This is a genomic window from Streptomyces sp. NBC_00663 (assembly GCF_036226885.1).
Classification (GTDB): Bacteria; Actinomycetota; Actinomycetes; order Streptomycetales; family Streptomycetaceae; genus Streptomyces.
On sequence record NZ_CP109027.1, the window covers coordinates 6,077,660 to 6,103,352 of the forward strand.

The 25,693-nt window shown below is 71.9% G+C and carries 25 protein-coding genes and 1 tRNA gene; 9 read left to right on the top strand and 17 right to left on the bottom strand.

The features are described from left to right. Nucleotides 1-194 precede the first annotated feature (194 nt). The 4 genes from ehuA to ehuB are packed head-to-tail and all read right to left on the bottom strand — an operon-like array spanning nucleotide 195 to nucleotide 3,262. Nucleotides 195-980: an ectoine/hydroxyectoine ABC transporter ATP-binding protein EhuA gene (gene ehuA, locus OG866_RS27800; RefSeq protein WP_329338817.1), complete on the bottom strand. Its 786-nt coding sequence runs from the start codon at nucleotides 978-980 to the stop codon at nucleotides 195-197. Continuing rightward, a complete protein-coding gene (gene ehuD / locus OG866_RS27805; protein WP_329338818.1) occupies nucleotides 970-1,620 on the bottom strand; it encodes an ectoine/hydroxyectoine ABC transporter permease subunit EhuD in 651 nt (216 codons plus the stop codon). Before ehuD ends, ehuA begins: the two co-directional genes overlap by 11 nt. Further along, nucleotides 1,617-2,354 (bottom strand): ectoine/hydroxyectoine ABC transporter permease subunit EhuC, encoded by a 738-nt coding sequence (ehuC, locus tag OG866_RS27810; protein ID WP_329338819.1) that lies wholly within the window; start codon nucleotides 2,352-2,354, stop codon nucleotides 1,617-1,619. Before ehuC ends, ehuD begins: the two co-directional genes overlap by 4 nt. Beyond that, a complete protein-coding gene (gene ehuB / locus OG866_RS27815; protein WP_329338821.1) occupies nucleotides 2,351-3,262 on the bottom strand; it encodes an ectoine/hydroxyectoine ABC transporter substrate-binding protein EhuB in 912 nt (303 codons plus the stop codon). The genes ehuC and ehuB overlap by 4 nt, the downstream gene beginning before the upstream one ends. A gap of 47 nt (nucleotides 3,263-3,309) precedes the next feature. Here ehuB and OG866_RS27820 point away from each other — a divergent pair, with 47 nt between their 5' ends. Beyond that, nucleotides 3,310-3,804, top strand: coding sequence for a DUF3830 family protein (locus OG866_RS27820; RefSeq protein WP_329338823.1), 495 nt, complete (start codon nucleotides 3,310-3,312; stop codon nucleotides 3,802-3,804). Here OG866_RS27820 and OG866_RS27825 read toward each other — a convergent pair. Both OG866_RS27825 and OG866_RS27830 read right to left on the bottom strand, forming a co-directional pair. Then, the gene (locus OG866_RS27825; RefSeq protein ID WP_329338825.1) at nucleotides 3,785-5,170 is read right to left on the bottom strand and encodes an amidase; all 1,386 of its coding nucleotides are present in this window, start codon (nucleotides 5,168-5,170) and stop codon (nucleotides 3,785-3,787) included. The two genes, OG866_RS27820 and OG866_RS27825, sit on opposite strands and share 20 nt — an antisense overlap. 13 nt (nucleotides 5,171-5,183) lie before the next feature. Further along, nucleotides 5,184-6,131 (bottom strand): D-2-hydroxyacid dehydrogenase, encoded by a 948-nt coding sequence (locus OG866_RS27830; RefSeq protein ID WP_329338827.1) that lies wholly within the window; start codon nucleotides 6,129-6,131, stop codon nucleotides 5,184-5,186. 132 nt (nucleotides 6,132-6,263) lie between these two features. Here OG866_RS27830 and OG866_RS27835 point away from each other — a divergent pair, with 132 nt between their 5' ends. The 4 genes from OG866_RS27835 (at nucleotide 6,264) to OG866_RS27850 (ending at nucleotide 9,709) form a co-directional block, all read left to right on the top strand. Beyond that, complete coding sequence (locus tag OG866_RS27835; protein WP_329338829.1) at nucleotides 6,264-7,061, top strand: maleate cis-trans isomerase family protein; 798 nt, start codon at nucleotides 6,264-6,266, stop codon at nucleotides 7,059-7,061. Further along, a complete protein-coding gene (locus OG866_RS27840) occupies nucleotides 7,058-7,789 on the top strand; it encodes a maleate cis-trans isomerase family protein (RefSeq protein ID WP_329338830.1) in 732 nt (243 codons plus the stop codon). The genes OG866_RS27835 and OG866_RS27840 overlap by 4 nt, the downstream gene beginning before the upstream one ends. 163 nt (nucleotides 7,790-7,952) lie before the next feature. Continuing rightward, nucleotides 7,953-8,537: a hypothetical protein gene (locus OG866_RS27845; RefSeq protein WP_329338832.1), complete on the top strand. Its 585-nt coding sequence runs from the start codon at nucleotides 7,953-7,955 to the stop codon at nucleotides 8,535-8,537. 83 nt (nucleotides 8,538-8,620) lie between these two features. Then, complete coding sequence (locus OG866_RS27850; protein ID WP_329338833.1) at nucleotides 8,621-9,709, top strand: LLM class flavin-dependent oxidoreductase; 1,089 nt, start codon at nucleotides 8,621-8,623, stop codon at nucleotides 9,707-9,709. On the opposite strand, the gene OG866_RS27855 is transcribed toward OG866_RS27850, so the two are convergent. Beyond that, nucleotides 9,688-11,505, bottom strand: coding sequence for a putative bifunctional diguanylate cyclase/phosphodiesterase (locus OG866_RS27855; protein WP_329338835.1), 1,818 nt, complete (start codon nucleotides 11,503-11,505; stop codon nucleotides 9,688-9,690). The two genes, OG866_RS27850 and OG866_RS27855, sit on opposite strands and share 22 nt — an antisense overlap. Nucleotides 11,506-11,817: 312 nt before the next feature. On the opposite strand from OG866_RS27855, the gene OG866_RS27860 reads away from it, so the two are divergent. Then, nucleotides 11,818-13,062, top strand: coding sequence for a M6 family metalloprotease domain-containing protein (locus OG866_RS27860; RefSeq protein ID WP_329344330.1), 1,245 nt, complete (start codon nucleotides 11,818-11,820; stop codon nucleotides 13,060-13,062). Between the two features lie 192 nt (nucleotides 13,063-13,254). Here OG866_RS27860 and OG866_RS27865 read toward each other — a convergent pair. The 7 genes from OG866_RS27865 to OG866_RS27895 all read right to left on the bottom strand — a co-directional run bounded on the left by OG866_RS27865 (nucleotide 13,255) and on the right by OG866_RS27895 (nucleotide 19,503). Next, a tRNA-Lys gene (locus tag OG866_RS27865) sits at nucleotides 13,255-13,328 on the bottom strand. Further along, nucleotides 13,319-13,915: a bifunctional DNA primase/polymerase gene (locus OG866_RS27870; protein WP_329338837.1), complete on the bottom strand. Its 597-nt coding sequence runs from the start codon at nucleotides 13,913-13,915 to the stop codon at nucleotides 13,319-13,321. The genes OG866_RS27865 and OG866_RS27870 overlap by 10 nt, the downstream gene beginning before the upstream one ends. Before the next feature lie 127 nt (nucleotides 13,916-14,042). After that, nucleotides 14,043-14,420, bottom strand: coding sequence for a hypothetical protein (locus OG866_RS27875; protein WP_079306244.1), 378 nt, complete (start codon nucleotides 14,418-14,420; stop codon nucleotides 14,043-14,045). Between the two features lie 110 nt (nucleotides 14,421-14,530). Beyond that, nucleotides 14,531-15,883, bottom strand: coding sequence for an AAA domain-containing protein (locus OG866_RS27880; RefSeq protein ID WP_329338840.1), 1,353 nt, complete (start codon nucleotides 15,881-15,883; stop codon nucleotides 14,531-14,533). Continuing rightward, on the bottom strand, nucleotides 15,880-17,472 hold the full coding sequence (locus tag OG866_RS27885) for a hypothetical protein (RefSeq protein WP_329338841.1): 1,593 nt from the start codon (nucleotides 17,470-17,472) through the stop codon (nucleotides 15,880-15,882). The genes OG866_RS27880 and OG866_RS27885 overlap by 4 nt, the downstream gene beginning before the upstream one ends. Next, entirely contained in the window at nucleotides 17,463-18,599 is a 1,137-nt protein-coding gene (locus OG866_RS27890) for a hypothetical protein (protein WP_329338843.1), read from the bottom strand. Before OG866_RS27890 ends, OG866_RS27885 begins: the two co-directional genes overlap by 10 nt. Next, nucleotides 18,550-19,503 (bottom strand): phosphatase PAP2 family protein, encoded by a 954-nt coding sequence (locus OG866_RS27895; RefSeq protein ID WP_329338845.1) that lies wholly within the window; start codon nucleotides 19,501-19,503, stop codon nucleotides 18,550-18,552. Before OG866_RS27895 ends, OG866_RS27890 begins: the two co-directional genes overlap by 50 nt. 191 nt (nucleotides 19,504-19,694) lie before the next feature. On the opposite strand from OG866_RS27895, the gene OG866_RS27900 reads away from it, so the two are divergent. Beyond that, a complete protein-coding gene (locus tag OG866_RS27900; RefSeq protein WP_329338847.1) occupies nucleotides 19,695-20,291 on the top strand; it encodes a histidine phosphatase family protein in 597 nt (198 codons plus the stop codon). Nucleotides 20,292-20,299: 8 nt separating this feature from the next. Here the strand turns inward: OG866_RS27900 and OG866_RS27905 are convergent, their stop codons facing one another. Then, on the bottom strand, nucleotides 20,300-21,760 hold the full coding sequence (locus OG866_RS27905; protein ID WP_329338848.1) for a hypothetical protein: 1,461 nt from the start codon (nucleotides 21,758-21,760) through the stop codon (nucleotides 20,300-20,302). A gap of 296 nt (nucleotides 21,761-22,056) precedes the next feature. On the opposite strand from OG866_RS27905, the gene OG866_RS27910 reads away from it, so the two are divergent. Continuing rightward, complete coding sequence (locus OG866_RS27910) at nucleotides 22,057-22,470, top strand: hypothetical protein (RefSeq protein WP_329344332.1); 414 nt, start codon at nucleotides 22,057-22,059, stop codon at nucleotides 22,468-22,470. An 82-nt stretch (nucleotides 22,471-22,552) separates the two neighbouring features. Then, nucleotides 22,553-23,422 carry a spermidine synthase gene (locus OG866_RS27915; protein WP_329338850.1) on the top strand — a complete coding sequence of 290 codons (870 nt, stop codon included), beginning with the start codon at nucleotides 22,553-22,555 and terminating at the stop codon, nucleotides 23,420-23,422. Nucleotides 23,423-23,460: 38 nt separating this feature from the next. Here OG866_RS27915 and OG866_RS27920 read toward each other — a convergent pair whose 3' ends face one another. Both OG866_RS27920 and OG866_RS27925 read right to left on the bottom strand, forming a co-directional pair. Continuing rightward, nucleotides 23,461-24,069, bottom strand: a complete 609-nt coding sequence (locus OG866_RS27920; RefSeq protein WP_329338851.1) for an acyl-CoA-like ligand-binding transcription factor — start codon at nucleotides 24,067-24,069, stop codon at nucleotides 23,461-23,463. Continuing rightward, nucleotides 24,066-25,613, bottom strand: a complete 1,548-nt coding sequence (locus OG866_RS27925) for an MFS transporter (RefSeq protein ID WP_329338852.1) — start codon at nucleotides 25,611-25,613, stop codon at nucleotides 24,066-24,068. Before OG866_RS27925 ends, OG866_RS27920 begins: the two co-directional genes overlap by 4 nt. Nucleotides 25,614-25,693 lie beyond the last annotated feature (80 nt).

The window sequence follows — 25,693 nt, forward strand, 5'->3', positions numbered from 1 at the left end:
GTGGTTCCCCCTGCGCTCGCTAAGTCGCTCTACAGTTGGGCCGTATTCCGGACAGCGATCCCTACCACGATAACGGGCAAGAGGCTTGAAGTGAGGGCCTGTTGACGAGATTCCATCCCTCTCAGCAGGGGCGCTGACCCGCTGGCATATGCCAACGTCATGACCCAGTGCCCCTACCTCCCGGATCCGTGCCGTCAGAGCACCGCGCTCAGGAATTCCCGTGTACGGTCCTGCTCCGGCTCGCTGAAGATCTTCTCCGGCGACCCGGCCTCGATGATCCGCCCCGAGTCGAACATCAGGACCTGGTCCGAGATGTCCCGGGCGAAATTCATCTCGTGGGTCACACAGAGCATCGTGATGTCGGTGCTGCGGGCGATGTCCCGGAGCACGTCCAGGACGCCCGCGACCAGCTCCGGGTCCAGCGCGGAGGTCACCTCGTCGAGCAGCAGCACCTTCGGCCGCATGGCCAGCGCCCGCGCGATCGCCACCCGCTGCTGCTGGCCGCCGGAGAGCTGGGAGGGACGGGCGTCGCACTTGTCCGCCAGACCCACCAGGTCGAGCAGCTCGCGGGCGCGGGCCTCCGCCTCGTCCTTCGACATGCCGAGCACGGTGACGGGCGCCTCGGTGATGTTCCTGAGCGCCGACATGTTCGGGAACAGGTTGAACTGCTGGAACACCATCCCGATCTGCTTGCGGACCTCACGGACCTGCTTCTCCGGCGCCGGGAACAGCCGCTGCCCGTCGACGGTGATGATCCCGTCGTCGGGCTTGGTCAGCGTCATCAGCAGCCGCAGGATCGTGGTCTTGCCCGACCCGGAAGGACCGATGAGGGTGACGTGCTTGCCGGCCTCGACGGAGAAGTCCAGGTGGTCCAGGACGGTGTTGTCCCCGAACCGCTTGGTGACCTGTTCCAGCCGGATCAGCTCACCGGTACTGCGCCGGTCGGTGGGGTTGTTCTCGGGCTGTATGTCAGTGGACAAGACGTCGCTCCAGGGCTCGCATGAGGAGGGAGGCCAGATAGGAGATGAGGATGAAGGCCACGCCGATCACGGTCAGGGGCTCGGTGAACTGGAAGTGCTCCTGGGAGAAGAGCCGCGCCTGGCCGAGCATGTCGAGGACGGTGATCGCCATCAGCAGCGGCGTGTCCTTGAGCATCGAGATGACGTAGTTGCCGAGCGCCGGCACGACCCGGCGGATCGCCTGCGGCAGGATCACCACCCGCCACGTCCTGGTCACCGGCAGGTTCAGCGCCGTCGCGGCCTCCCACTGGCCGACGGGCACCGCCTCGATACCGGCCCGGTAGACCTGCATGGTGTACGTCGAGTAGTGCAGGCCGATCGCGAAGACGCCGGTGGTCAGCGCCGAGAACGTCAGGCCCCACTCGGGCAGTACGTAGAAGAGGAAGAACAGCTGCACCAGCAGCGGGGTGTTGCGCACGAACTCGGTGACCGCGCCCACCGGCCAGGTCACCCAGCGGGTCGGCGCCCGCATCAGCAGCGCCCACACCAGGCCGAGCGCGAAGGAGATCACCGAGCCGAGGGCCAGCGCCTGCAAGGTGACCAGCAGGCCGTCCCAGAACTGCGGCATGAAGTCGCCGACCGCTCCCCAGTCCCACTTCATCCGAGAACACCTCCCGAGGACGAGGCACCGACGCCGGTCGTCTCGGCCCGCTTGAGCTCCTGCTGCGGGGAGATCCCGCGCGTCGGGGTCTTGCCGACCCCCGCCTTCAGCTTCTTCTCAAGACCGCGCATCACCCGGGTGAGGGCGAAGGCGATCACGAAGTAGATGACCAGCAGATACGTGTAGATCTCCGCGCTCTCCTGAAGCGCGAGCCGCACCAGGTTCCCGCTGAACGCCAGGTCGCCCATGCCGATGACCGACACCAGCGCGGTGCCCTTCAGCAGCTCGATGAGCAGGTTGGAGAACGGCGGGATCATCTCCGGCACCGCCTGCGGCAGCAGGATCAGCTTCAGTCGCTGCCAGGGCGTGAAGCTGAGCGCGATCCCGCCCTCCTTCTGCGCCGGGTCGACCGCGTTCAGTGCCCCGCGCACGATCTCCGAGCCGTAGGCGCCGTACGTCAGCCCCAGCGCCAGCGAGCCCGCCCACAGCGGCACCAGCTGCCAGCCGAAGGCGAGCGGCAGCACGAAGTACACCCAGAAGATCATGATGAGCGCGGAGGTCCCGCGGAACACCTCGGTGTAGAAGCCGGCGAGGAAGCGCACGACCCACAGCCGGTGGGTGCGCGCGATGCCGACCACGAAGGAGACGGCACCCGCCAGCAGCGCGCTGAGGAAGAGGAGCTGGACGGTGACCCACACGCCCTTGAGTACGAGTTCCCAGAGTCCTGAAGTCATCCGCCGCAGAGCTCCTTCGCCGTGAGGTCGGTCATCTCCGCCTCGGTGAAGCCGAAGGGCTTGAGGATCCGGAACAGCTCCCCGCTCTTCTTCAGCTTCCGCAGCTCCACGTTGAAGGCGTCCCGCAGCTTGGTCTCGGTCTGCCGGAAGGCGAACGCGCCGCCGTCCACATGCGGCTTGCCGTCCACGAGGGGCGCGAAGGCCTTGGTGGCCTCGGCCTTGGCGGACTTCTTCACCACCTCACGGGTGGTGAGCGCGGTACCGGCGAACACGTCGGCCCGGCCTGCCTCGACGGCATTCAGTCCGGCGACCTGGTCCGGGACGATCAGGATGTCGCTCTCCTTGTACCCCGCGTCCACGGCGTACTGGATCTCCGCGTACCCGGTCCCGGTGGCGAACTTGGCCTTCTTCTCGACGACGTCCTTGTAGTCGTGCAGCCCCTTGGGGTTGCCCTTGCGGACGATGAAGGAATCCAGCATCTGGTAGTCCGGGTCGGCGAAGATGACCTGCTCGCACCGCTCGGGGTTCACGTACATCCCCGCGGCGACGACATCGAACTGCTGGGAGTTCAGCCCGGGTATGAGCGAGCCGAACTCCGTCGGCACCGGCTGGACCCGGTCCACCCCGAGCCGCTTGAAGATCGCCTTGGCCAGCTCGGGCGCCTCGCCGGTCAGCTCGCCGTTCGTGTCGATGTAGCCGAACGGGATCTCACCGGCGATACCGAGCCGTACGACCCCCGCCGCCTTCATCCGTTCCAGCAGATCACCGCCGTCCGTCGTCGAGGCCGTGGCCACCCGTGAGCAGCCGGCGGCCCCCAGCGCACCGAGCGCCGCCACCCCCGCGAGCAGCGATCGGCGCGTGGTTCCGGTCTGTGATGTGTTTCTGTCGTTCCGAATCGGTGGAGCCATGGCGGCGCGGCTACCCGAGACCATGCGATGTATGCACCATGGATTGCATGGCCGACCGATACATAGAAGTCTCGCTGGTCAAGCGCGGTGTCACCTGCACCGCAAAGCTGCTGGACGACCGCGCGCCCCTCACCTGCGCGGCCGTCTGGGACGCCCTCCCGCTGGCCGGCGACGTCTACCACGCCAAATACGCCCGCAACGAGATCTACGCCCTCTTCCCGCCCTTCGCCGCCCACGAGCCACCCCTGGAGAACCCGACCGTCACCCCCATCCCCGGCGACCTCTGCTACTTCTCCTTCGCCGGGACCGAGCTGGGCACCAAGTCCTACGGCTACGACCGCGAGGTCCGCGCCGGCACGACCGTGGTCGACCTGGCCCTCTTCTACGAGCGCAACAACCTGCTCCTCAACGGTGACGTGGGCTGGGTGCCCGGCATCGTCTGGGGAGCGGTGGTCGAGGGGCTCGCGGAGATGGCCGAGGGATGCAACGACCTCTGGCGGTCGGGAGCGGCGGGGGAGACGCTCAGCTTCCGGAGGGCGTGACCCCGTCCAGTGCGTGCGCCGCCCGCAGCACCAGATCGTCCCGGTGCCGGGCGGCCACGAGCTGGAGCCCCACCGGCAGTCCGTCGCCGTCCACCCCCACCGGGACGGACGCGGCCGGCTGCTGGGTCATGTTGAAGGGGTAGGTGAACGGCGTCCACCCCGTCCACCGCCGGTACCCCGAGCCCTTCGGCACCTCGGCGCCCGCCTCGAACGCCGTGACCGGCAGAGTGGGCGTCACCAGCAGGTCGTACGACTCGTGGAAGCGGCCCATCCGGCGGCCGAGGTCCATACGGACATCGACGGCGGCGAGATAGTCCAGCGCGCTGTAGCGCGCCCCGAGCCCGCAGATCTCCCGCAGCCCGGGATCGAGCAACTCCCGCTGATGCGGCCCGAGATGCTGGGTCACCCGGGCCGCCCCGCTGAACCACAGGGTGTGGAAGGCGTCCACCGGGTCGGTGAAGTCGGGGTCGGCCTCCTCGACGTACGCCCCGAGCCCGGCCAGCCGCTCCACCGCCCGCCGCACCGCCGCCGCGACCCCCGGCTGGACCCGGACCTGTCCGCCGAGGGAGGGCGAGTAGGCGATCCGCAACCCGCGCACGCCCTCGGCCAGTACACCCGTGTACGACACGCCCGTCGGACCCAGTCCCGACCAGTCCCGGGCGTCCGGCGCCCCGATGACGTCCAGCATCAGCGCCGCGTCCGCCGCGTTCCGGGTCATCGGACCGACGTGCGCGAGGGTGCCGAACGCGCTCGCCGGATACAGCGGCACTCGCCCGTACGTCGGCTTCAGCGCGAAGATCCCGCAGAACGCAGCCGGGATACGAACGCTGCCGCCGCCGTCCGTGCCGAGCGCCAGGGGCCCCGCGCCGAGGGCCACGGCAGCCGCGGCGCCGCCGCTGGAGCCGCCCGCGGTGCGGGTGGGGTCGTGCGGATTGCGGGTCACCCCCGACAGCGGCGAGTCCGTGACGCCCTTCCAGCCGAACTCCGGGGTCGTGGTCTTGCCGAGGAACACGGCACCGTGCTCGCGCAGACGGGCGACGGACGGCGCGTCCTCGTCCCAACGGCCCTTCTCCGACAGGACCTTGGACCCCTTCAGTGTCGGCGACCCGCGCATCAGCAGGATGTCCTTCACCGTGACCGGCACCCCGTCCAGCAGACCGGCCGGCTCACCGCGCCGCCAGCGGTCCGCCGACTCCCGCGCCTGCGCGAGCGCCTCCTCGCCGGTCAGCCGCACGAACGCGTTGACCTCCGGCTGGATCTCCTCGGCCCGCTCCAGCGCCGCCCGGGTCACCTCGACGGGGCCGAACTCGCCCTTGCGATACCCCTCGACGAGCTCTACGGCGCCGAGTGCGGTGAGGTCCCTCATGCACACCCCCAGGTCAGTGTCCGGGTACGTACCCACGCTTCTTGTCGACCACGTTCAGCAGCGGCTTGCCCGCCTCCCACCGTTCGTACAACTCCAGGAACTGCGCCCCGAGTTCGTCCCGCCAGCCGACCGTGTCACCGCTCATGTGCGGGGACACGATCAGATCGGGCACCTGCCACAACGGGCTCTCGGGGCCCAGGGGTTCGTGCTCGAAGACATCCAGGGCCGCGCCCGCGATCCACCGCCGCCGCAGCGCCTCGGCGAGCGCGTCCTCGACGACCAGGCCGCCCCGCCCGATGTTGATGAACCGCGCCGAGGGCTGCATCACCCCGAACCGCCGGGCGTCGAACATGCCGTTCGTCTGCTCGGTCAGCGGTGCCGCCGCGATGATCCAGTCGGCACGGGCGAGCAGCCGGTCCAGGTCGTCGGGGCCGTGGACGCCGGTGCGCGGGGTGCGGCCGACGAGCGCGGTCGTCACCTCAAGTGCCTTGAGCGTGCGGGCGATCGTCCGCCCGATGGGCCCCGAGCCGACGATCACGGCCCGCGTCCCCGAGACCCGACGGGACTCCCGGTGCCGCCAGGTGCGTTCCCGCTGGAGGTCCAGTGTGCGCGGCAGATCCTTCGCCATCGCGAGGACGAGCGCGGCCACGTACTCGGCGATGGGCCGGTCGAAGATGCCGCGCGCGTTGGTCACCACCGTGTCGGAGGCGGCGAGTTCGGGGCACAGCAGATGATCCACGCCCGCGCTCGCCGTGTGCACCCAGCGCGGCCGTGGCCCCTCGCCGGGCCAGGCGTGCCGTACGGCGTGCGAGGTGAAGTCCCACACCAGCAGCACATCGGCGGACGGCAGCCGCTCGGCCAGTGTCGACGCGTCCGCGTGCTCGATGCGGACGCGGCCGGTGAGGCGGCCGAGGCGGGGGAGGGGATCGGCGTCCAGGACGAGGAGGGTGGGGGAGGTCATCCGAAGCCGTTCCTCCACAGGCGTCTGACATGCGCGGATTGACCACGCTCGCACCCGAACCTACCTTCGTCAACACGGGGGTGCGCACGGTCCGTTGTCCCCCTGTCTCTGACCGTGAGGCCGGTGCCTGCCATGGACGTCTCTTTTCTCGGTGGACCGCGCCCCCAGCGCGGTGTCGGGGTTGTCGCCCCCTTCGACTTCGCGCTGGACCGCGAGCTGTGGCGCTGGGTACCGGACGAGGTCTCGCTCCACCTCACCCGGACCCCGTACGTGCCCGTCGAGGTCAGCCTCGACCTGGCCCGCCTCGTCAGCGAGCACGAGACGCTGCACGACGCGGTGCGCACCCTGCACGCCGTCGCCCCCGAGGTCGTCGCCTACGCCTGCACCTCCGGCAGCTTCGTCGGCGGCGTCGCGGGCGAGCGCGCGATGTGCGAGGCGATGACGCGGGCGGGCGCGGTCCCGTCCGTCACCACGTCCGGGGCGCTCCTGGAGGCCCTGACCGAGCTGGGCGTACGCCGGGTGGCGCTGGTGACGCCGTACACCGTGTCGGTCACCCGCGCCCTGGAGGAGTACGTCGCGGAGGCGGGCGTCACCGTCACCGGCCGTGCCTTCATGGGCCTGACCAGGCACATCTGGAAGGTGCCGTACCGCCAGGTGGTCGCCATGGCGCACAAGGCGGCCCGGCGGGACACCGACGCCCTGTTCATCAGCTGCACGAACCTGCCGACGTACGACGTCATCCCGCAGCTGGAGGCGGAACTGCGTCTGCCGGTGCTGTCGGCCAACCAGGTGACGATGTGGGCGGCACTGCGCCGACTGGGTACCCGGGCCTTGGGGCCCTATCAGGCGCTGATCGATCCGGCGGCGCGCCAGAGCCCTCTGCGTCCCGTACTGCCCGACGAAGAACAGCAGCAGGAAGGCTGGACATGACCGCACTCGGACTCCTCTACCCGGGCCACTCCGGCGAGGACGACTTTCCACGCATCGAGCAGCTCCTGGGCAGCGACATCCGGGTCGACGTGGTGCACACCGACATCGGCGAGGACGCCCACCGCGAGGACGCCCTGCTGGAGATGGGCTCGCCCGAACGCCTCGCGGCCGGCGTCGAGGAACTGCGCATGGGCGGCGCCGAGTCCGTGGTGTGGGCCTGCACCAGCGGCAGCTTCGTCTACGGCTGGGAGGGCGCCCAGGACCAGGTGCGTGCCCTTGCTCGGGCGGCGGGCCTGCCGGCCTCCTCGACGTCCTTCGCCTTCGTGCACGCGGCCCAGGAGATCAAGGCCGGCCGGGTCGCGATCGGGGCGACCTACCCGGACGACGTGGCGGGCCTGTTCGCGGAGTTCCTGCGGGCCGGCGGTCTGGAGGTGACCGGGGTCAAGGGCGCCGGCATCATCACGGCCGCCGAGGTCGGCACCTGGGGCGAGGCGGAGGTCTTCGCCCTGGCGAGGCAGGCCGACACCCCGGACGCGGAAGCCCTGCTCCTCCCCGACACCGCCCTGCACACGGTCGCCCACATCCCCGCCCTGGAGAAGGAACTCGGCAAACCGGTCCTCACCGCCAACCAGGTCACCGTCTGGCAGGGCCTGCGCCTCACGGACCGCCGGGTGAACGCGCCACGGCTGGGGGCGCTGTTCACGAAGGAGCCGATTGTGCAGGTGTGACAGGCAGAAATGCCCTTCACCCACGGATGTGTGCATTCCGCCGCCGCGGTGACTGTGACAGCGCGACAATTGCCGCCTGCGCCGTCATCGGGGGATGCACATGTCGTCATTCACGCCGCCGCCCCATCCGTCACGCCCGCCGCGCCCGCCGCGGCCGCCCGGGGTGTCCCACAAATGGCAGACCTTCGCGGCACTGATCAGCGCGGGGGTCGGCGCCCTCACCTTCGCGGTCGGATTCATCGGCCTTCCGGCGGCGGGCGTCACGTCACCGGCAGCGGCCCGGGAAACGGCGACGGTGACGGCGACCGCGACGGCGACCGTCACCACCTCCGCCGGGCCCGCCGTGCAGACCGAGGGGCCGGACGGCGGTGGTGGCGGGGATGCGACACCGCCGGAGGTGCAGTGGGCGGGCCCGCTGCTTTCCCAACAGGTCGGCTTCGATCTCGACCTCGTGCCGCCCGCGCGGGGGGAATCCGATATCGACACCTACGGTTTCGACGGCCCGAAAGCAAAGCTGTACGGCAACAACTACGCACTCGTCCCCGAGGGTGAGGAACCGGATTTCGGTGAGTGCAAGTTGCTCGCCACGACCAAGCCCCAGTCGGCACCCGCGGTCGCCGACGGCCGGAGTGTCTGTCTGATCACCGACGGCGGGCGGGTGGCCCTGGCCACGGTGGATTCCGCAGATCCCGGCACCGGCATCGTGAACCTCACGGTCAAGGTGTGGGAAGAGGAGACCACCCCTTAGCCCCAGCCCCGGGAATAAAGCGGAGACTCCCTCCTGTTAGCACCGGACGGACACCGCACGGCCGGAAACAGGAGGCACACACCGTGACGTCAGACGAGACCCGGGGCACGGCACACGGCGCCGCCCCCGTCCCCCTCTCCGTACTGGACCTGGTCACGGTAGGCGCCGGGCACACCGCCACCGAGGCCCTGCGCACCAGCGTCGACCTCGCCAAGCTGGCGGAGTCGCGCGGGTTCCACCGGTACTGGGTCGCCGAGCACCACTCCATGCCCGGCGTGGCCTCCTCGTCCCCCGCCGTGATCCTGGCCCACCTCGCCGCCCACACCGACCGCATCCGCCTCGGCTCCGGCGGCGTCATGCTGCCCAACCACGCGCCGCTGGTCATCGCGGAGCAGTTCGGCACCCTGGAGGCCCTCGCCCCGAACCGCGTCGACCTTGGCCTCGGCCGCGCCCCCGGCACCGACGGCGCCACCGCGGCCGCCCTGCGCCGCAGCGAGCGGCTCAACGAGGGCGCCGACGACTTCCCCGAGCAACTCGCCGAGCTGACCCGGTTCCTGGACGACGACTTCCCCGACGGCCACCCCTACCGCCGTATCCACGCGGTCCCCGGCCCGATCCAGTCGACGTCCCCCGGCGGCGTCCAGTCCCCGCACCGCCCGCCGGTCTGGCTGCTGGGCTCCTCCGGCTTCAGCGCCCGCCTCGCCGCGACCCTCGGCCTGCCCTTCGCCTTCGCCCACCACTTCTCGGCGCAGAACACGATCCCGGCCCTGGACCTCTACCGCGAGTCCTTCCGCCCGAGCGAGATCCTCGCCGAGCCCTACGCCCTCATCGGCGTCTCCGCCCTCGCCACCGACGACGAGAAGGAGGCCCGCCGCCAGGTCCTGGCCGCGGCCCTCAACATGGTCCGGCTGCGCACCGGCCGCCCCGGTCTCGTCCCGAGCCCCGAGGAGGCCGAGGCGTACGACTTCAGCCCGATGGAGCGCGAGTTCATCACGTCCTGGAACGCCAACGTCGTCCACGGCACCGCCGACGAGGTCCGCGCCGGCCTCGACGACCTCCAGAAGCGCACCGGCGCCGACGAGTTGATGATCACGTCCCACGCCCACAGCGGAGCGCTGCGGCTGCGCAGTTACGAACTGATCGCCGACGCCTACGGGTTGCCGACCGCCTGACGGGCCATCAACTCGGAGATACGATCCGGCGACACCGGCCGTGAGTACAGCCACCCCTGGCCGGTGTCGCACCCGATCCGCCGCAGCCGGGAGGCCTGCGCGGAGGTCTCCACGCACTCCGCGGTCACCGTCAGCCCCAGCCGGTGGGCCAGCTGGATCATCGCCTCGACGACGACCTCGTCGGCCGGGTTGGGCGGGGCGCCCGTCCCCTCGTACTGGAAGCCCCGGACGAAGGACCCGTCCAGCTTCAGCACCGCGACCGGCAGTCGGCTGAGGTAGGCGAGGTTGGAGTAGCCGGTGCCGAAGTCGTCGATGGCGATGTGCACGCCCATGTCGCTGAGCGCCTGGAGCGCCTGGAGCGGACGGCCCGCCGAACCCATCACCGCGGACTCGGTGAGCTCCAGTTGCAGCAGCCCCGGGGCCAGGCCCGTCTCCGCGAGGATGTCCGCCACGTCCGCGACCAGGTCGGAGTCCCACACCTGACGGACCGCGACATTGACGCTGACGAAGATCGGCGGCTCTCCGGGATGGTCGAGCTGCCACTGCCGCGCCTGCCGGCAGGCGGTCGCCAGCACCCAGCGCCCCAGCGGCACGATCGAGCCGTCCTCCTCGGCCAGTGCGATGAACCGATTCGGCGTCAGCATGCCGAACTGCGGGTGGTTCCAGCGCACCAGCGCCTCCACGCCCCGCAGCCGCCCGTCCTCCATGCAGACCAGTGGCTGGTACTCGAGGGTGAACTCGCCGCGCTCGATGGCCGGCCGGAGGGTGGAGGCGAGGGCCTGCCGGGTCATCCGGTGGGCGTTGCGCTCCGGATCGAAGAGCGTCCAGCGGGACTTGCCGTCGGCCTTCGCCCAGTACAGCGTCGTGTCCGCCGCCTGCACGAGCGCGGTGGGCGTGGTGCCGGCCGCGTGCCGCTCGACGACGCCGATCGACGCGGAGACGGACAACCGGTGCCCGGCGATGTCGAAGGGGCTCTGCACCGCCTTCAGCACGGCCTCGGCGAGATCGGCGAGTTGGTCGGTGCCGGTGGAGTCTTCGACGAGCAGCGCGAACTCGTCGCCGCCCAGTCTGGCCACCAGCGGGGCGCTGCCCCGTGCGAAGCCCGCCTCGTCCGCGCAGCGCGTCAGCCGCTCCGCGACGGCGGCCAGCAGCCGGTCGCCGACCCGGTGGCCGAGGGTGTCGTTGACGGCCTTGAAGCCGTCGAGGTCCAGATAGCACAGCCCGATCCGGCCGGTACCGCCCTGCTCGTACGCCTCCGGCTCCAGCGCGGCCGACAGTCGCTCGAAGAACAGCGTGCGGTTGGGCAGCCGGGTCACCGGGTCGTGCATCTGCAAGTGCCGCAGCCGGGCCTGGAGTTCACGCTGGGAGCTGACGTCGGCGATCGACAGCAGCACGCCGGGCTCGCCGCTGCCGAGCGGCGCGACCATGACCTGCACCCACAGGGACTGGCCGTCGGGGTTCTTCATCCGCCGGGTGCAGCGCAGCCGGGCCTGCCGACCGCGCAGCACCTCCTGATAGGCGTGCCAGGTACGGGCGTCGGAGGCCAGGTCCACCAGATCGGCGGCGGTCCGTCCGACGAGCGCGTCGGGCGCGCAGCCGAGGAGGTCGCCGCAGGTGCCGTTGGCGCTGACGACCAGCCCCTCGCGGTCGACGACGGCCATGGCGAGCGGCGCGGCCACGAAGGCCGACCGGTACGCCTGGGAATCGGTACGAGAAGACGTGTTGTAGTCACTGTCTGTGACGGCCGCCCGGTCGAGGTCTGTCGCGGGCGCCGGCCCTTCGGAGGTTCCGCTCACCGTTCGCTCCCGCAGTGCACTCGATCTCTGTCCGTGCAGGAAAGTGTGCCGATCATAGAGGCTGGCCCCCACCCCTTCCAGCCACTGCCCAGTGTCCCGGAAACACGGGCTCTTCTGACAGATCGTTTCTGCCCGCACCTGGGCGGCTTGTTGGGCCGCCCGACCAGGTGTGACGTTCCGTGAGCGATTCGGGGTGTCGATTCTGACGCTTCTTCGGCTGACTCACTCTTCTGGTGCAGACAAACAGGGCGTAGTACGACAATCTCACACAGGCTGGGTGCGGTGTCCCGTGAACCGCATCCGGAGGTCCCCGTGCCGCGCCCCTTCCCGCGCCCCCGACTGCGCAGCACCGCGGCGGTGTTCACCACGATGTCGGCGCTGGTCGCGACCTCCCTCATCACCGGCCCCTCGGTCGCCGAGCCGTTCTCCGCGGAACCCTGCGCCCTCATCCGTACCCAGGCCCACCACTCCGAGGGCCTCGACACCTGGAACGCCGCCTACCCGCGGCCCACCCGCGCCCTCGACGCGGTGATGGTCTTCCTGTCCTTCCCGGACGCGACCCCGCGCACCACGCCCGACCAGCTCGTCGCCGACCACTTCCCCGCCACCAGCCGCTTCTTCGAGCAGGCCTCCTACGGCAGGTTCACGCTGCGCCCGCATCCGCTGCGGCACTGGATCCGGATGCCGCGGCCCTCCACGTCGTACGTCATAGAGCGTGACTGGAACGAGTCGTACCGCGCGGCCTATCTGCGCGACGCGCTGGCCGCCGCGGACGGGCAGGTGGACTTCTCGCGCTACGACGTCGTCTACTTCGTCGCCGACCCGGACGCGCCCGGCGTGGACTCGGACGCCACGAAGGTGGTCAACCTGGACACTCCGCTGCGGGCCGACGGCACGGACATCCGCCGGGTCGTCACCGTCTTCGAGCAGCATCCGCCGGACCGGCTGGTCCTCGCCCACGAGACCGGCCATGTCTTCGACCTCCCGGACCTCTATCACCGCCCCGCCGACGGCAAGGGCGACTGGGACACATACGTCGGCGACTGGGACCTGATGGGCAGCCAGTTCGGTCTGGCCCCTGATCTGTTCGGCTGGCACAAGTGGAAGCTGGGGTGGCTTGAGCCGCGGCAGGTGGCGTGCGTGCAGCGGCCGACGCGGCTGACACTGGAGCCGCTGGGCGCGGGACCGGGGACGCCGGTCGGGGGCCGCGCGGCCTTCGGCCTGGGACGCGGCACCAAACTGGCGGTGGTCCGCACCGGCCCCGACAGCGCCCTCGCCTTCGAGGCCCGCGGCCCGGCCGGCAACGACGCGGGGACCTGCAAGGAAGGGGTCCTGGTCTACCGGGTACGCGCCGGCGCCGCGTCCGGCGGCGGCCCGATCCAGGTCATCGACGCCCACCCCCACACGGAGGCCTGCTGGGAGGGCTCGGTCTACCCGCCTCTCGCAGACGCCCCGGTCGCCCTGGGCGAGAGCTTCACGGTGCCGGGAGACGACGTACGGGTGAAGGTGGAGGGCCGGACAGCCTCCGGGGCATGGACAGTGAAGATCACGCCGTAACAGGCGGTGGCACGCAAGAAGCCCCTCGCTTCCGCGAGGGGCTTCTTGTTTGTCTGTGCGCCGCCAGGGACTCGAACCCCGGACCCGCTGATGCTGTGTCCATCTGGGGGATAACCCCCAGACCCCCAGCCGCCCCTGTGGTGACGGGAAATGCGAAGGCCCCCCGCATCTGCGAGAGGCCTTCGTTGTCTGTGCGCCGCCAGGGACTCGAACCCCGGACCCGCTGATTAAGAGTCAGCTGCTCTAACCAACTGAGCTAGCGGCGCCTGCTGACGTCGTAGACCTTAGCATCCTGATCGGCGGGAGGAAAAATCGATATGCGCACCGCCGCGCGGGCCGCCCGTACGGCCGCCCAGAGCAGGATCTCGGGGCCCGGCAGCCAGGGGTGACGGGTGTCCGGGGCGACCAGCCAGCGGCTGTCGAACGGGGTCGGTGTCGCGCGTGTCGGCAGGGGTGCCGGGAGGGTCACCGCGTCGCCGTTGCCGTGGCACAGCAGCGGCGGGATCGCGCCCGTGCGCCCGCACTCCTCCCACTGCACCAGCGAGGGCAGCCGATGCGCGGTGCCCGGCGCGGCGAACAGGAGCATCCGGCCCCGGAACACCGCGACCGGCCCCGAGCCGGGCCCGTCGTCCCATAAGCGGTCGAGCATCCGGCGGCCGAAGATGCCGGGCGCGTTCACGACGTCGAACGCGGTGCCGCACGGCAGGACCACCGGGGCGTCCGGACGGTCCTCCCAGAGGGCGAGCGTGCTCCGCGGATACGTTCCTGCGGAGGCGAGCCAGGCGGCACCGTCCGCAGTGACCCCGCAGACGTCGGAACGGTCGGAGAACGGCTCGGTGCGTGTGTCGCTCATGCATCCAGATGTACTCGGCGTGAGCGTTCCGTTTCCGAGAGTTGCCGAAAACCGGGACGGGAGGGGGTGAGGAGGGGTATCTTGCCCGCCTGGCATATGCCAGGGGTGAATTGATGAGCCCCGGTGACTACGCCGGGTCGGCGAGCCCCTTCTCCGCCGCGCCCTCGGCCGTCCCACGCATCAGGTCCCGCCCGAACTCGACCATCTTCTTGGCATAGTCCTCGGTCCACTCGGCCCGCTCCGCGATGTCCGCCGGCGTCAGCCGGTCGAACCGCCGGGGGTCGGCCAGCTGGGCCGCCGCCATCGCCTGGAACTCCACGGCACGGTCCGTCGCGGCACGGAAGGCCTGCGTCAGCTCCGTCGCCCGGGCCAGCAGTGCCCTGGGGTCGTCGATGGACTCCAGGTCGAAGAAGTGCTCCGGGTCGGCGGCCGCCTGCGCGGGCTCGAAGAGCAGGGGCGCGGGGCGTAGCCGCGGTTCGTTCCGACGCGGCGTGGGCTCCGCCATGTCTTCTCCTCCTCGTACGTCGCTGATGCCACCTCCGTCGGGGAAGCGGACCACCGTCCATTGTCGCGCGACCGCGCAAGGGCCCCGTAAGGACGGGTGAATCCCCCAGGTCAGGGCTGCCAGACCACCCGGTGTTCGGCCAGATGTGCCAGCACCGCGTGGTTGGCCTCCCAGCCGTCCGGGAACTTCACCACCGTGCCCAGCTGCACCGGCTCTGTCGACGGGTAGTCGTCCAGGAGCTCGCCCACGCCCGCCCGGCAGACCACGATGCACGCGTGCCGGTGGCGGGAGGCGAGGACGCAGAGGCGGCCCGTCTCCAGGTGGAACGCCGTGGCGTCCGGGCGGCCCGACAGCGGGTGCAGGACGACCGTGACGTCGTACTCCCGGCCCTGGAGACGGTTCGCCGTGTCGACGGTGACGTCCGTGACGCCCAGGTCGGTGAGGGCCGCGCGGACCGCTGCCGCCTGGTCGCGGTGGGCCGTGCCGACGGCGATGCGGTCGGCGGTGAGGGGGGCGGGGTCGGGGGAGCGTTCTGAGGTGGCCGCGCCTCCCCGGTCCAGCAGGCGGCGGACCAGCGTCGCCACCGCCCGGACCGCCTCCGTGTCCGTGCGCGGGGTGTGCCGGGCGGGCAGCTCCAGCAGGCCCCAGCCGGACTCCGCCGCCTCGTCGATGACCCGGTCGGGGCCCGAGCCGTCCGAGGGGACCGCGAAGGACAGGGCGCGGTCGCCGTGGTCGGTGCCGCTGCGGAACTGGGTGTACGGGTAGAACGCCGCCGAGACCAGCGGGGCCGCGGACGCCGGGAGCCGCCAGGACACCGGGAGGCGGTGCTGGGGGAGGGTCGGGTTGTGGGCGAGGAGGGTCGTGACGGCTGATGCCGAGGGGTCGTACGACAGGCCCGCCCACTGCTCGCTGCCCACGATCGCGAACGGGTCCAGCTGGCCCGGGTCGCCCACGAACAGCGCCCGCTGGAACAGGCCCGCGACGGCGAGCAGGGAGTCCGAGCGCATTTGGTAGGCCTCGTCGACGATCGCGTGCTCCCACGGCTCGTCCACCTTGACGTGGGCCCACTTGGCGGCCGTGGAGATCGTGACCGGGAGACCGGCGAGGTCCGTCGCCTTCGCCGACTTCCGTACGTTCGCCAGCTCGTCCAGCGCCTTGTCGTACGCGTCGGCGTCACTGCTGTGCAGCCGGCCCACCGGCAGCTCTGGGTTCTTCTCGGCGAGCCGCAGGACCAGGTCGTCCACCTGCGCGTTGGTCTGCGCGACGACCATCAGCGGGCGCCCGGCGTCGGCCAGTTCGAGGGCCGCGCGGACGACCAGCGTGGACTTGCCGGCGCCGGGCGGGGAGTCGACGACCACACCGCGCGCGTCGCCGTGCAGGGTGTCGCGGAGGATCGCGTCGGTGGCCCGGCCGGCAGCCGCACCGGGGTCGAAGCGGCCGGAGAGGTCGGAGACGGTGGTCACAGGACGTCCTCCGTGGTCAGGGGATCGGCGGCCTCCTGGACGGCCTCACCGGGCGGCCCGCCGTGCGTCCAGGGCGTGTTCTCCGGGTCGGGGAGCTTCGCGCCGCCCCGCTGCTCGTGCTCGAAGAGGGTGAAGCAGAGCCGGTCGCCCTTCTCGGGGACCGACCCCGCCTCGGGCTCCTTGCCGCGGCCCATCTTGTCGAGGACGCGGAGCACGACCAGGGCGCCCTCGTCCTCGTAGCCCACGAACTCGGCCGACTGCGGCTTGCCGCCCAGCGAGCGGTAGACCTTCACGCGCTCCCCGAGATGCGGCCGGTCGTCCGTGCGCAGCGTCACGAGCGGGCGCGGGCTGGGACGCTTGCCCTCGCTGTACGTCATGACGACATCCGTGACCTCACCCGCGAACGCCTCCCCGGACAGCCGCCGTCCCGCCATCACCAGCGGGTCGTCGAGGGCCTCCTGCGCCTCCAGGCGGGCCTGCTCGCGCTCGCGCGTGGCGAGCTTGTTGGCGGCGGTCACCGCGTCGTCGCGGCGCGGCTGCGGGGGCTCGCCCGCGGTGATCCGGTCGCGGTGGGACGTGAACGACCAGCGGTCGCGGGTCCAGCGCTCCTCCACGCGCGCGCCCTCGGGCAGTTCCCGCAGGAGGTCCAGGCCGCGCCACACCGCGTCCCAGGTGGGACGGGTCCGGCTCTCGACGAGATCCCTGATCGCGCGCTCGGCGGCGGTCAGCTCACCGAGCCGGTCGTCCGCCTCCAGGCCGTCCTCGGCGGCGGCGAGCGCCGTACGCGCGCGGTTGTAGCGCTCGATGGCGGGGGCGAGCAGCTTGTTGTCGAACGCCGGGTCGGTGGCCGGGCCGGCCGGCGGATGCAGCAGCTGGCCCTTGGCGTCCCGGGCGAGCTCGGCGGCGAGGGCCGCCTCGGCGCCGGTCGCGCCCTCCGGGGGGTCGATCCAGGCCAGCAGTGCGCCCAGATGCTGGTCCTCCAGGGTGGACTGGCCGGTCGCCCAGTGCCGCGACAGCAGCTCCGTCGCGGCCAGCAGCAGGGAGGCGCCGGGGACGCGGGCCCGCTCCCCGAAGTGGGTCAGCCACCGGCCCAGCAACGGCACGCGCGGGGGCGCCGGGTGCGGGGCCTCCGGGTCCTGCTCGGCCGTACGGCGAAAGCGCATGGAGCGCCCGAGCAGCCGCACGAAGTCGACGCCCGCGCGGCTCGGCACGATCAGCTGCGGGGCGTCCGCGCACAGCTCGACCTCGACCTTGACCCGCTTGCCGGTCTCCGGGTCGGTCTCGCTGCGCTCGGCGGCCTCCACGGCCTCGGCGTACCCGTCGACGTACGGCAGGACCACGTCCGCCAGCTCCGCCAGGAACTGGAACCTGAGGTCACGGTCGCGCGGCTGCGGTACGACGAGCAGGCGCGGCGTGTCCCGGTCGGTGCCGACGAGCGCGCCGAGCGGGGCACCGGCCTCACCGGCGGTGGTGAGCGGGACGAGGACCAGGGGGCGGTCGGCCAGATGCCGGTGGCGGACGGTCGCGGCGGGCTGCGCGCGGCCGGTGCTGACGGCTTCCAGGCGGGCGAGGGTGGCGATCAGCGACATGCGGCGGCTCCCAGTGCCTCCGCGCGGAGGGCGGCAGCCTTGCGCAGGGCGGCGACGGTCGGATCGTCCGGGTCGCCGGCCTCCCCGCGGGCCGCCGCCAGAACGTCCGGGACGGTGGTCAGAGCGCCCAGCTCGGCCCGGACGGACCGGCCCAGGGACGTCACCGCGCCCGCCGCGCGGGAGCGGTCGCGGCAGTGGAAGGCCAGCTCGCACGCGGCCAGGCACTCCGGCGCATACGTCGCCGGGACCGACTCCACGGCGGCCGTCAGCTCCTCGGCGGGCCGGCCGGGGTCGAAGCAGGTGCCCTCCGGGAGCGTGTCGGCGATGTCCTGGACGCGGGTGAGGCGCGCCAGTTGGCGGCCGGTGACCGCGCGCTGCTTGCGGACGTCGACCGCGGAGGCGGTGGGCAGGTTGGAGAAGTCCTTGGGGCAGACGAGGAGGATGGTGTGGCGCACCTCGGGGGCGGCGGCGTCCTCGGTCGTGAGGCGGGCCGCGACCTCCTCCAGCGCCAGTACGTACACCGCCGCCTGCCGGGCCGCCGCGCCGACCTTCGCCGGGTCCGCCGAGCCGTCCAGCAGCGGGAAGGACTTGATCTCGACGACCGTCCAGCTGCCGTCCGGGTGCACCACCACCGCGTCCGGCTCCAGGAAGGCGGGGGAGCCCGCGACGTCCAGGGCGAGCATCGGGTGGTCGAGCAGGGTCCACTCGCCGCGCGCCTCGCCGGCCTCGCGCAGGGCCAGCGCGGTGCGGGCGGTACGGCCCTCGGGGCCGATCGCGGTGAGCTCGGGCACCCGCGCGTGGGCGGGAGGTTCGGCGGCGGGGTCCAGCTTCTCGTGCGCCAGCCGCAGCAGTTCGGCGCCGCCGTCGGCCTTGACCTTCGCCTCGAAGGCATTGCCCCGGGTCAGCGCGAACTGCGACTGGCCGAACGCCGAGGGGGAGCCCAGCGCGCTCGCCAGCGTCGCCTTGTTCACCCCGGCGCCGTCGAGGATCGCCCGCCGTCTGCAACCGGGGTTGGCGGCGAGGGCGGCCAGGGCGCGGGCATCCAGCGCCTTGGCCGGTACGTCGGGACCGCGCAGCTCAGCGAGCTGCTGCCGGAGCGCCGTCCCCCGCGTCCGTGGGAGAGGCACTCGGCTCGGTTCCCGCTCCGACCCGTGACTCGCGCTGCCGTGGAAATCGCTCACCCGCGGAAGTCTGGCATCCGCCACTGACAATTGAGGCCTGTGCGGCACCGGTGCCCGCCGTGACGGGCGTGAGGGCCGTCGCCACACGCCCCCTGACCCCCTCCGCGGTCCGCAGCACGAGCGGCGCCAGCAGCAGCCCGACGCCCATGACGGCGGCGCCCGCGACGGCGTCGAGGAAGTAGTGGTTGGCGGTGCCCATGACCACGATCGTGGTGATCAGCGGGTAGGCGACACCGGCGGCCTTGGTGATACGCGTCCCGCCGTAGCGCCACAGCATGACCCCGCACCACAGCGCCCAGCCCACATGCAGACTGGGCATGGCCGCGTACTGGTTCGTCATTCCGCCCATGCCACGCGGCGCGCTCGCCTCGCCGCCCCACCAGCCGTACGAGCTGTACTGGGCCATCGTGTCGACGAAGCCGTGGCCCTCGGAGAGGAGGCGGGGCGGACAGGTGGGCAGCAGGGTGAAGCCGATCAGCCCGATGAACGTGGACGTCATCAGCCAGGTGCGGGCGGCGCGGTAGCGCACGGCGTGCGAACGGAACAGCCAGATCAGGATCACCGGGGTGATCAGGTAGTGCAGCGACGCGTACCAGAAGTCGGCCGGTACGCCGAGCCAGGCCTCGCGGGTGAACAGCCGGTTGAGCGGGTGCTCCGCGTTGATACGGAGGAACTTCTCCACGCGCAGGATCGTCAGGCCGTGGTCGACGGCGCTGGTGACATCACCCCGGGCCAGGAGCCGCCCCGCCGAGTAGCAGGCGTACACCAGGAGGATCAGCGGAAGCTCGGTCCACCAGCGCAGCCGGGTACGCGGGGCCGTCTCGCTGCCCGGTGTCTCGGCGTGCGGCATCCGATCGCCTCCCCCTTCTCGTTGCGGCGTCCGGTTGCCCGGTCTTACCACTTTACGGTGTATGTGCTCGCCCCCGCGCAGGGGGCCCCGGCCCTCTAGGACGCAGAGATCGACCGACGGGTTGCCCTCGGACAGGGTGCGCGATGATGGGTGGGGCCCGCCCGGTTTTTTCTCGAAAGGTTCGTCACCTCATGGCACCGCGCATCCTGCTCGCCCGGCACGGACAGACCGAATGGTCACTGGTGGGCAAACATACGGGCCGGACGGACGTGCCGCTCCTGGAGGAGGGTCGGCGCGGCGCGAAACTCCTCGGCGAGCGCCTGCACCGGCCGCCGCTGGACGGCCTCCCCGGCGTCGAGGTGCGCACCAGCCCGCTGGCACGCGCGCGTGAGACCTGCGAACTCGCCGGGTTCGGCGAGCGCGCGACCGAGTGGGACGCGCTGATGGAATGGCACTACGGCGCGTACGAGGGCATGACCCCGAACGAGATCCAGGCCGTGAACCCCGGCTGGCTCATCTGGCGCGACGGCGTCCCCGAGGGTGAGACCCCCGCCGAGGTCACCGCCCGCGCGGACGAGGTGGTGACGTGGGCCCGCGAGGCGGACCGCGACGTCCTGATCTTCGCCCACGGCCACATGCTCCGCTCCATAGGCGCCCGCTGGCTCGGCCTCCCCCTCGACTTCGCGGCCCGCATCAGACTGAACCCGACGTCCCTGTCGGTCCTGGGCTGGGCGTACGGAGAACCGGCGATCGAGAGCTGGAACGACACGGGCCACCTGGCGGGGTAGCCCGCTCCCTACGCCGTACGCGGCAGAGAAGCGTGCCGCTCCAGGAACGTACCCACCCCGGCGGCCCGCCGATGAGGCAGCAGCACACGCGTGGTCCCCGCCAGCATCGACTGGATCCGCGACGACTGCACCTGCCCCAGCAGGTCCAGCACCCGCATCCCGGCGGCCGCGGCCTCGTCGGGGCGGCCCCCGCGCGCGAGGTCGTCCGCCAGCTCGGCCGTGTACAGCGCGATGTTCCGCGTGAAATGCGGGTCCTGGAGCTGCGCCGCCCGGTGCGCGTGCCGTGCCGCGCGCGGCCAGTCGCCCAGCGTCGACCAGCACTGCGCCTCAAGGCCCTCCAGCTCGGCCTCTCCGTAGAAGCTCATCCACTCGGGGTCGGCGTCCGAGGGGCCGCGGTCGAAGAGGGCCTGCGCCCGGGCCAGCGCCTGTTCGCAGCCGGTGCGGTCGGCGAGCCCCGCCCAGCCGCCCGCCTCCCGCAGCGCGAGCAGCGACATCAGCCGGGCGGACCCCAGCGGACGCCCGACCCGCTGCGCGGCCTGCGCGGCACGCACCGCCTCCCGCGGGCGCCCCGCGTCGCGCGCGAGGAACGCCGTGTTGCAGAAGGCGTGCGACTCCAGACCGGCGTCACCGGTCATACGGGCGGTCGCCAGCGCCTCCGCGTAGTGCGAGCGCGCGTCGTCGAACCGCCCCGAGTCGTGCGCCAGCCAGCCCACCGAGATGGCGAGTTCACCGGCGCCCGAGTGCAGCCGGTCGGCGGTGGTCTGCCGGGTCGCACCCGCGTCCAGCAGCGCGTAGGCGGCGCGCAGCGGGGTTGCCGCGCGCCGGTACAGGCCGTCCGCGCCGTGCCGGTCGTCCAGCAGCCGGATCCGTCGTACGGCTTCTTCCAGGGCGTCCGCGTCGGGGGCGCCCGCGCGCCGGACGCGGTGTTCCGCCGCCGCGGCGGCAGTGGGGGCGGCGAGCCCGATGGTGCCCAGTGAGGCGACGGCCACGGTGGCGCCCCCGCCGGTCATGAATGCGCGACGTAGCACGTCGCTCTCCTCGTAGTTGTCGTGCGTCTCGTACGGGTTCTGCGTGTCATACGGCTCGTGCGTCCCCCACGTCTCACCCGTCGCGCCACCCGCGGTGTACGCGGGTGTGGTGACGTGCGCCGGGGGCGCGTCCTCGGTGGGGCGCGCCCCGCGTCCGCGTACGGACGCCCGGGGCGCGAAGCCCAGGTCGGTGAGCGTGCGGCCGGGGAACAAGTGCAGGAACACCCGTTCGTACGCGTAGTTGGGGCAGCGGATCTCGCCCGCCTCGACCCGGCCCACATAGCGCGCGTCGCAGCTGACCCGCTCGCCGATCTCGCGCGCGGCCCGTCGGACCGCCGCGGCGAACTCGGCCGGGGAGCGCTGACCGCGCAACTCCCGGAACGCGAGGTTCGGCCGTGGTGGCCTGGGGGGCTGGGACGAGGTCACCTTTGACGTCGCCATGGCCGGGTCCTCTCGTGCGAACCGTCGAACCATGCCGGATCCATGATGAGTTGAGTGGTATGTCACTGTCGTCACCCTGGTTCCGGCGGGCAAGAACGTACCTGCTGTGTCGGACCCGCCACGCAGTGTTTGGCTACAAACCGGATATCTCATCCACGATCTGCCATGAACTGCCATCCTTTGCGGCTGACTTCCGCCGTAGCCGTTGACGCCGCCGTGCGTTGGACTCCATGGACCGGGAGCCGCCCGACTCCCGAGCCGCTCGTCCAAGGAGGGGTGCCGTGGTGGAGAGCGGGATGGAGACCAGCCGGAGCATCGAGATGTGTGCGCCGCTGACGGAGTTCAGCGAGCCGCCGGTCGCGGAGGTGGGCTGCGACCTCGTCACGGTGCCGACCCGGCAGGGACTGGAGGCGGTCGACATCCTGCGGCGGGGGGCCGGGGAGGCGGTGGGGCCCGTACTGCACGACGACGGGGGCGACACCCTCGGCTTCCTGGTCCCGCCGGGGACGGCCGCCGCGTGGGACGTCCCCGGCAGCACCTGTACGGAGACCGACGGACGGGGACTGCGGCTCAATCCCGAGCCGCCGGTGGCGGGCTCGGACTGGCTGCTGCCGCCCGGCGAGGCCGACCTGGCCACCGACCCGGCGGTGCTGCGGGCGGCACTGGGGGAGGCGGCCCGGCTGATCGAGGCGGCGGACGGCTGCCAGTGACGCCGGTGACGTCCGCCGGCCGGTGATCTACGGTGGCCGGGCTGGGCGAGCCTGACGGAGCGCGGCTTGCGACAATGGCCGAATGGCAAGGTCCCGTAGCTCCCGGCGTGCAGCCGCTTCCGTCGAAGCCGTCGTGGAACCCGTCGACGGCGGGCTCGCCGAGCTGATCCCCGACCGGGAACGCGCGCGGGCCTGGACGCTCCTCATCGACGGGGCACCGCAGTCGCATGTCGACCTCGACGACCCCGCCCACCTCTCCTTCGAGTACCAGCGCCGCCTCGGCCATGTCATCGACCTGGTCGCCCCGCCCGGCAAACCGGTGCACGCCGTGCATCTCGGTGGCGGCGCCCTCACCCTCGCCCGGTACACCGCCGCGACCCGGCCCCGCTCCACCCAGCAGGTCGTCGAGCGTGACGCGGCCCTCGTCCAACTGGTCCGCCGGGAGCTGCCGTTGGACCCGAACGCCCGCATCCGGGTGCGCTCCACCGACGCCCGTGAGGGGCTCGGCAAAGTGCTCGACGGCTGGGCGGACCTGGTCATCGCCGATGTGTTCAGCGGGGCGCGCACCCCGGCCCACCTGACCTCGACCGAGTTCCTGGACGAGGTCCGCAGGGCCCTCAAGCCGGGCGGCCTGTACGCCGCCAACCTCGCCGACGGCCCCCCGCTCGCCCATCTGCGCGGCCAGATCGCCACCGCCGCCGCCCGGTTCGAGCACCTCGCCCTGATCGCCGACCCGACGGTCCTGCGCTCCAAACGCTTCGGCAACGCCGTCCTCGTCGCCTCCGACACCCCGCTCCCGATCGCCGAACTGACCCGCAAGGCCGCCGGCGATCCCCACCCGGGACGGGTCGAACACGGCCGCGCGCTCCTGGACTTCACCGGCGGAGCGACCCCCGTCACGGACGCGTCGGCGGTCGCGTCGCCCGCGCCACCGCCGTCCGTGTTCCGCTAGCCGCCGCTGTTCAGACGCCGTTGTTCAGGCGCCGCTGTTCAGAAGTCCAACCCCCGTGACAGCAGCGGCAGATGGCGCTCGTACAGCTCCGCCAGGTCTTCCTCGCCGTCGGCCTCCACCCAGTGCCGCACGAGCGCCGTGAACACCGCGATGACGGCCGCCGCCGCACACTTGACCTCCAGATCGTCCGCGTCCCGGCCGGCGCGGTCCGCGATGACCCGGGCCATGGCGCGCTCGCTGCGCTCCTGTTCGGCGACGTTGCTGGCGCGGATCGCGGGGTCGTTGAAGGTGAGGCGGGCGCGGAGGAGGAGGGCTTCGCGGTCCTGGTGGAACACGGTGCCGAGCGGGCCCTTCAGGGAGGCGAGGATCGCGTCCACGATCGGCTCGTCGGCCGGGCGGGAGGCGACCGCGTCGGCGAGCGCGGGGTCGTACTCGTCCTGGAGGACCACGTCCTCCTTGGTCGGGAAGTACCGGAAGAACGTGCTGGACGAGATCTCCGCCGCCTCCGCGATCTGGTCGACCGTGGTCGCCTCGTACCCGTGTTCGGCGAAGAGGCGGTAGGCCTCGCGCCGGATGCGTTCCCGGGTCTGGCGCTTCTTGCGCTCGCGCAGGCCGAGGGGAGCGGCGGAGCTCTCGTGCGTCGTCATGCGACCGATTCTGCGTGCTCGGGGACGGAGCGGGCCACCGTGCGGGAGCACGTGCGCCGGCCCGGCAGGAAACGGGCGGCCAGGACGGCGGCCAGCAGGGCGATCACGCCGCAGGCCATGAGGACCAGGTCCACGCCGTGCACGAACGCCTGGTGAGCCTGGGCGGCGAGCTCCGGGTCGCCCAGCTGTGCCGCCACCGCGTCGGCGCCGGAGACCGAGTCGCGGGCCGCGTCCGCCGCCGCATCGGGCAGTCCGTCGGTGCCGAGCCGGGCCAGGTAGCCGTAGCCGAGCAGGCTCCCGAGGCCGGCGACGCCGAGGACCGAACCGAGCTGCTGCACGGTCTCCAGCAGGCTGGTGCCCGATCCGGTGTTGTTCTCGGGCAGCGCGCCCATCACCAGGCTGGTCGCGGGCACGACCGCGAGGCCGAAGCCGAGGCCGGTGAGGGAGAGCCACAGGGCGGTGAAGCCGTAGCCGTCGGCGGTGTCCGTGGTGGCGCCGAGCAGGGCGCCGGCGGAGAGCAGGGCCAGACCGAAGGGGATGACCCGGTGGGCGCCGAGCCGCGGGACGACCGACTCGCTCAGCGTGGCCGCGGCCATGAGTCCGCCGATCAGGGGCAGGACGCGGATGCCGGTGCCGAAGGAGTCGTTGCCGAGGACGGCCTCCAGGTACTGCGGTACGACGAACAGGATGCCCATCACCGCGAAGTTGACGAACACCGCGATGAGCGTGCCCCACAGGAAGCGGCGGTCGCCGAACAGCTTCAGGTCGACGATCGGCTGTGCGCTGCGGCGCTCGTGCCGGACGAACGCGGTCAGCAGGGCGGCCGCGGCGATGAGCGAGGCGAGGACGGAGGGGCTGGTCCAGCCGTCGCGGGGGATCAGGATCGTGCCGTAGACGAGCGCGATGATGGCGAGGCCGCCGAGGACGGTGCCGCGCATGTCGAACGGGGCGCCGTTGGTGCGCTTCTCGTCGCGCGGCAGCAGCCACAGCCCCGTGAGCAGGGCGAGGGCGGCGACGGGCAGGTTGAACAGGAACACCGAGCCCCACCAGAAGTGGTCCAGCAGCCAGCCGCCCACGACCGGGCCGACGGGCATGCCCAGCGCGGTGGCGGCGGTCCAGACGGCGACGGCCTTGGGCAGTTCCTCCTTGGCGAAGACGCGGGGCAGGATCGCCATGGACAGCGGCAGGATCGCCGCGGCGCCGAGGCCGAGGACGGACCGGGCGGCGATGACCTGGCCGGGGGAGTGCGCGAGTGCGCCGCCGAGCGAGGCGAACCCGAAGAGGGTGATGCCGGACAGCAGCAGACGCTTGTGGCCGTAGCGGTCGCCCAGCAGGCCGACCGGGAGCATCGCGACGGACAGGGCCAGCAGATAGCCGCCGCCGATCCACTGCAACTGTGAACTGTCGGCGTGGAGTTGGCCGGCCATGGTCGGCAGGGCGACGTTGATGACGGTCCCGTCGAGGCCGACGATCAGCACGCTCAGGGTGAGCGCGGCGAGGGTGAGCCAGCGGCGGGGGGACGGGCGCGGAGCGAGCGTGGTCATGGGGACCTCCCACTAGGAAGCAGCCTTAGTGAGAGGCTACCCCCAAATGGGAGTCGACTGTCAATATTTAGTTGGCCCTC

Excerpts from the sequence above, each read along its gene's own strand:
- OG866_RS27840 (WP_329338830.1), top strand. The coding sequence starts at position 7,058 with ATGACCGCACTCGGACTCCTCTACCCGGGCCACTCCGGCGAGGACGAC.
- OG866_RS27875 (WP_079306244.1), bottom strand. The coding sequence starts at position 14,420 with ATGGCGGAGCCCACGCCGCGTCGGAACGAACCGCGGCTACGCCCCGCG.
- OG866_RS27830 (WP_329338827.1), bottom strand. The coding sequence starts at position 6,131 with ATGACCTCCCCCACCCTCCTCGTCCTGGACGCCGATCCCCTCCCCCGC.
- OG866_RS27895 (WP_329338845.1), bottom strand. The coding sequence starts at position 19,503 with ATGCCGCACGCCGAGACACCGGGCAGCGAGACGGCCCCGCGTACCCGG.
- OG866_RS27920 (WP_329338851.1), bottom strand. The coding sequence starts at position 24,069 with ATGACGACGCACGAGAGCTCCGCCGCTCCCCTCGGCCTGCGCGAGCGC.
- OG866_RS27925 (WP_329338852.1), bottom strand. The coding sequence starts at position 25,613 with ATGACCACGCTCGCTCCGCGCCCGTCCCCCCGCCGCTGGCTCACCCTC.
- OG866_RS27905 (WP_329338848.1), bottom strand. The coding sequence starts at position 21,760 with ATGGCGACGTCAAAGGTGACCTCGTCCCAGCCCCCCAGGCCACCACGG.
- OG866_RS27915 (WP_329338850.1), top strand. The coding sequence starts at position 22,553 with ATGGCAAGGTCCCGTAGCTCCCGGCGTGCAGCCGCTTCCGTCGAAGCC.
- OG866_RS27885 (WP_329338841.1), bottom strand. The coding sequence starts at position 17,472 with ATGTCGCTGATCGCCACCCTCGCCCGCCTGGAAGCCGTCAGCACCGGC.
- ehuB (WP_329338821.1), bottom strand. The coding sequence starts at position 3,262 with ATGGCTCCACCGATTCGGAACGACAGAAACACATCACAGACCGGAACC.
- ehuC (WP_329338819.1), bottom strand. The coding sequence starts at position 2,354 with ATGACTTCAGGACTCTGGGAACTCGTACTCAAGGGCGTGTGGGTCACC.
- OG866_RS27820 (WP_329338823.1), top strand. The coding sequence starts at position 3,310 with ATGGCCGACCGATACATAGAAGTCTCGCTGGTCAAGCGCGGTGTCACC.
- OG866_RS27835 (WP_329338829.1), top strand. The coding sequence starts at position 6,264 with ATGGACGTCTCTTTTCTCGGTGGACCGCGCCCCCAGCGCGGTGTCGGG.
- OG866_RS27825 (WP_329338825.1), bottom strand. The coding sequence starts at position 5,170 with ATGAGGGACCTCACCGCACTCGGCGCCGTAGAGCTCGTCGAGGGGTAT.
- OG866_RS27900 (WP_329338847.1), top strand. The coding sequence starts at position 19,695 with ATGGCACCGCGCATCCTGCTCGCCCGGCACGGACAGACCGAATGGTCA.
- OG866_RS27910 (WP_329344332.1), top strand. The coding sequence starts at position 22,057 with ATGGAGACCAGCCGGAGCATCGAGATGTGTGCGCCGCTGACGGAGTTC.
- OG866_RS27870 (WP_329338837.1), bottom strand. The coding sequence starts at position 13,915 with ATGAGCGACACACGCACCGAGCCGTTCTCCGACCGTTCCGACGTCTGC.
- ehuD (WP_329338818.1), bottom strand. The coding sequence starts at position 1,620 with ATGAAGTGGGACTGGGGAGCGGTCGGCGACTTCATGCCGCAGTTCTGG.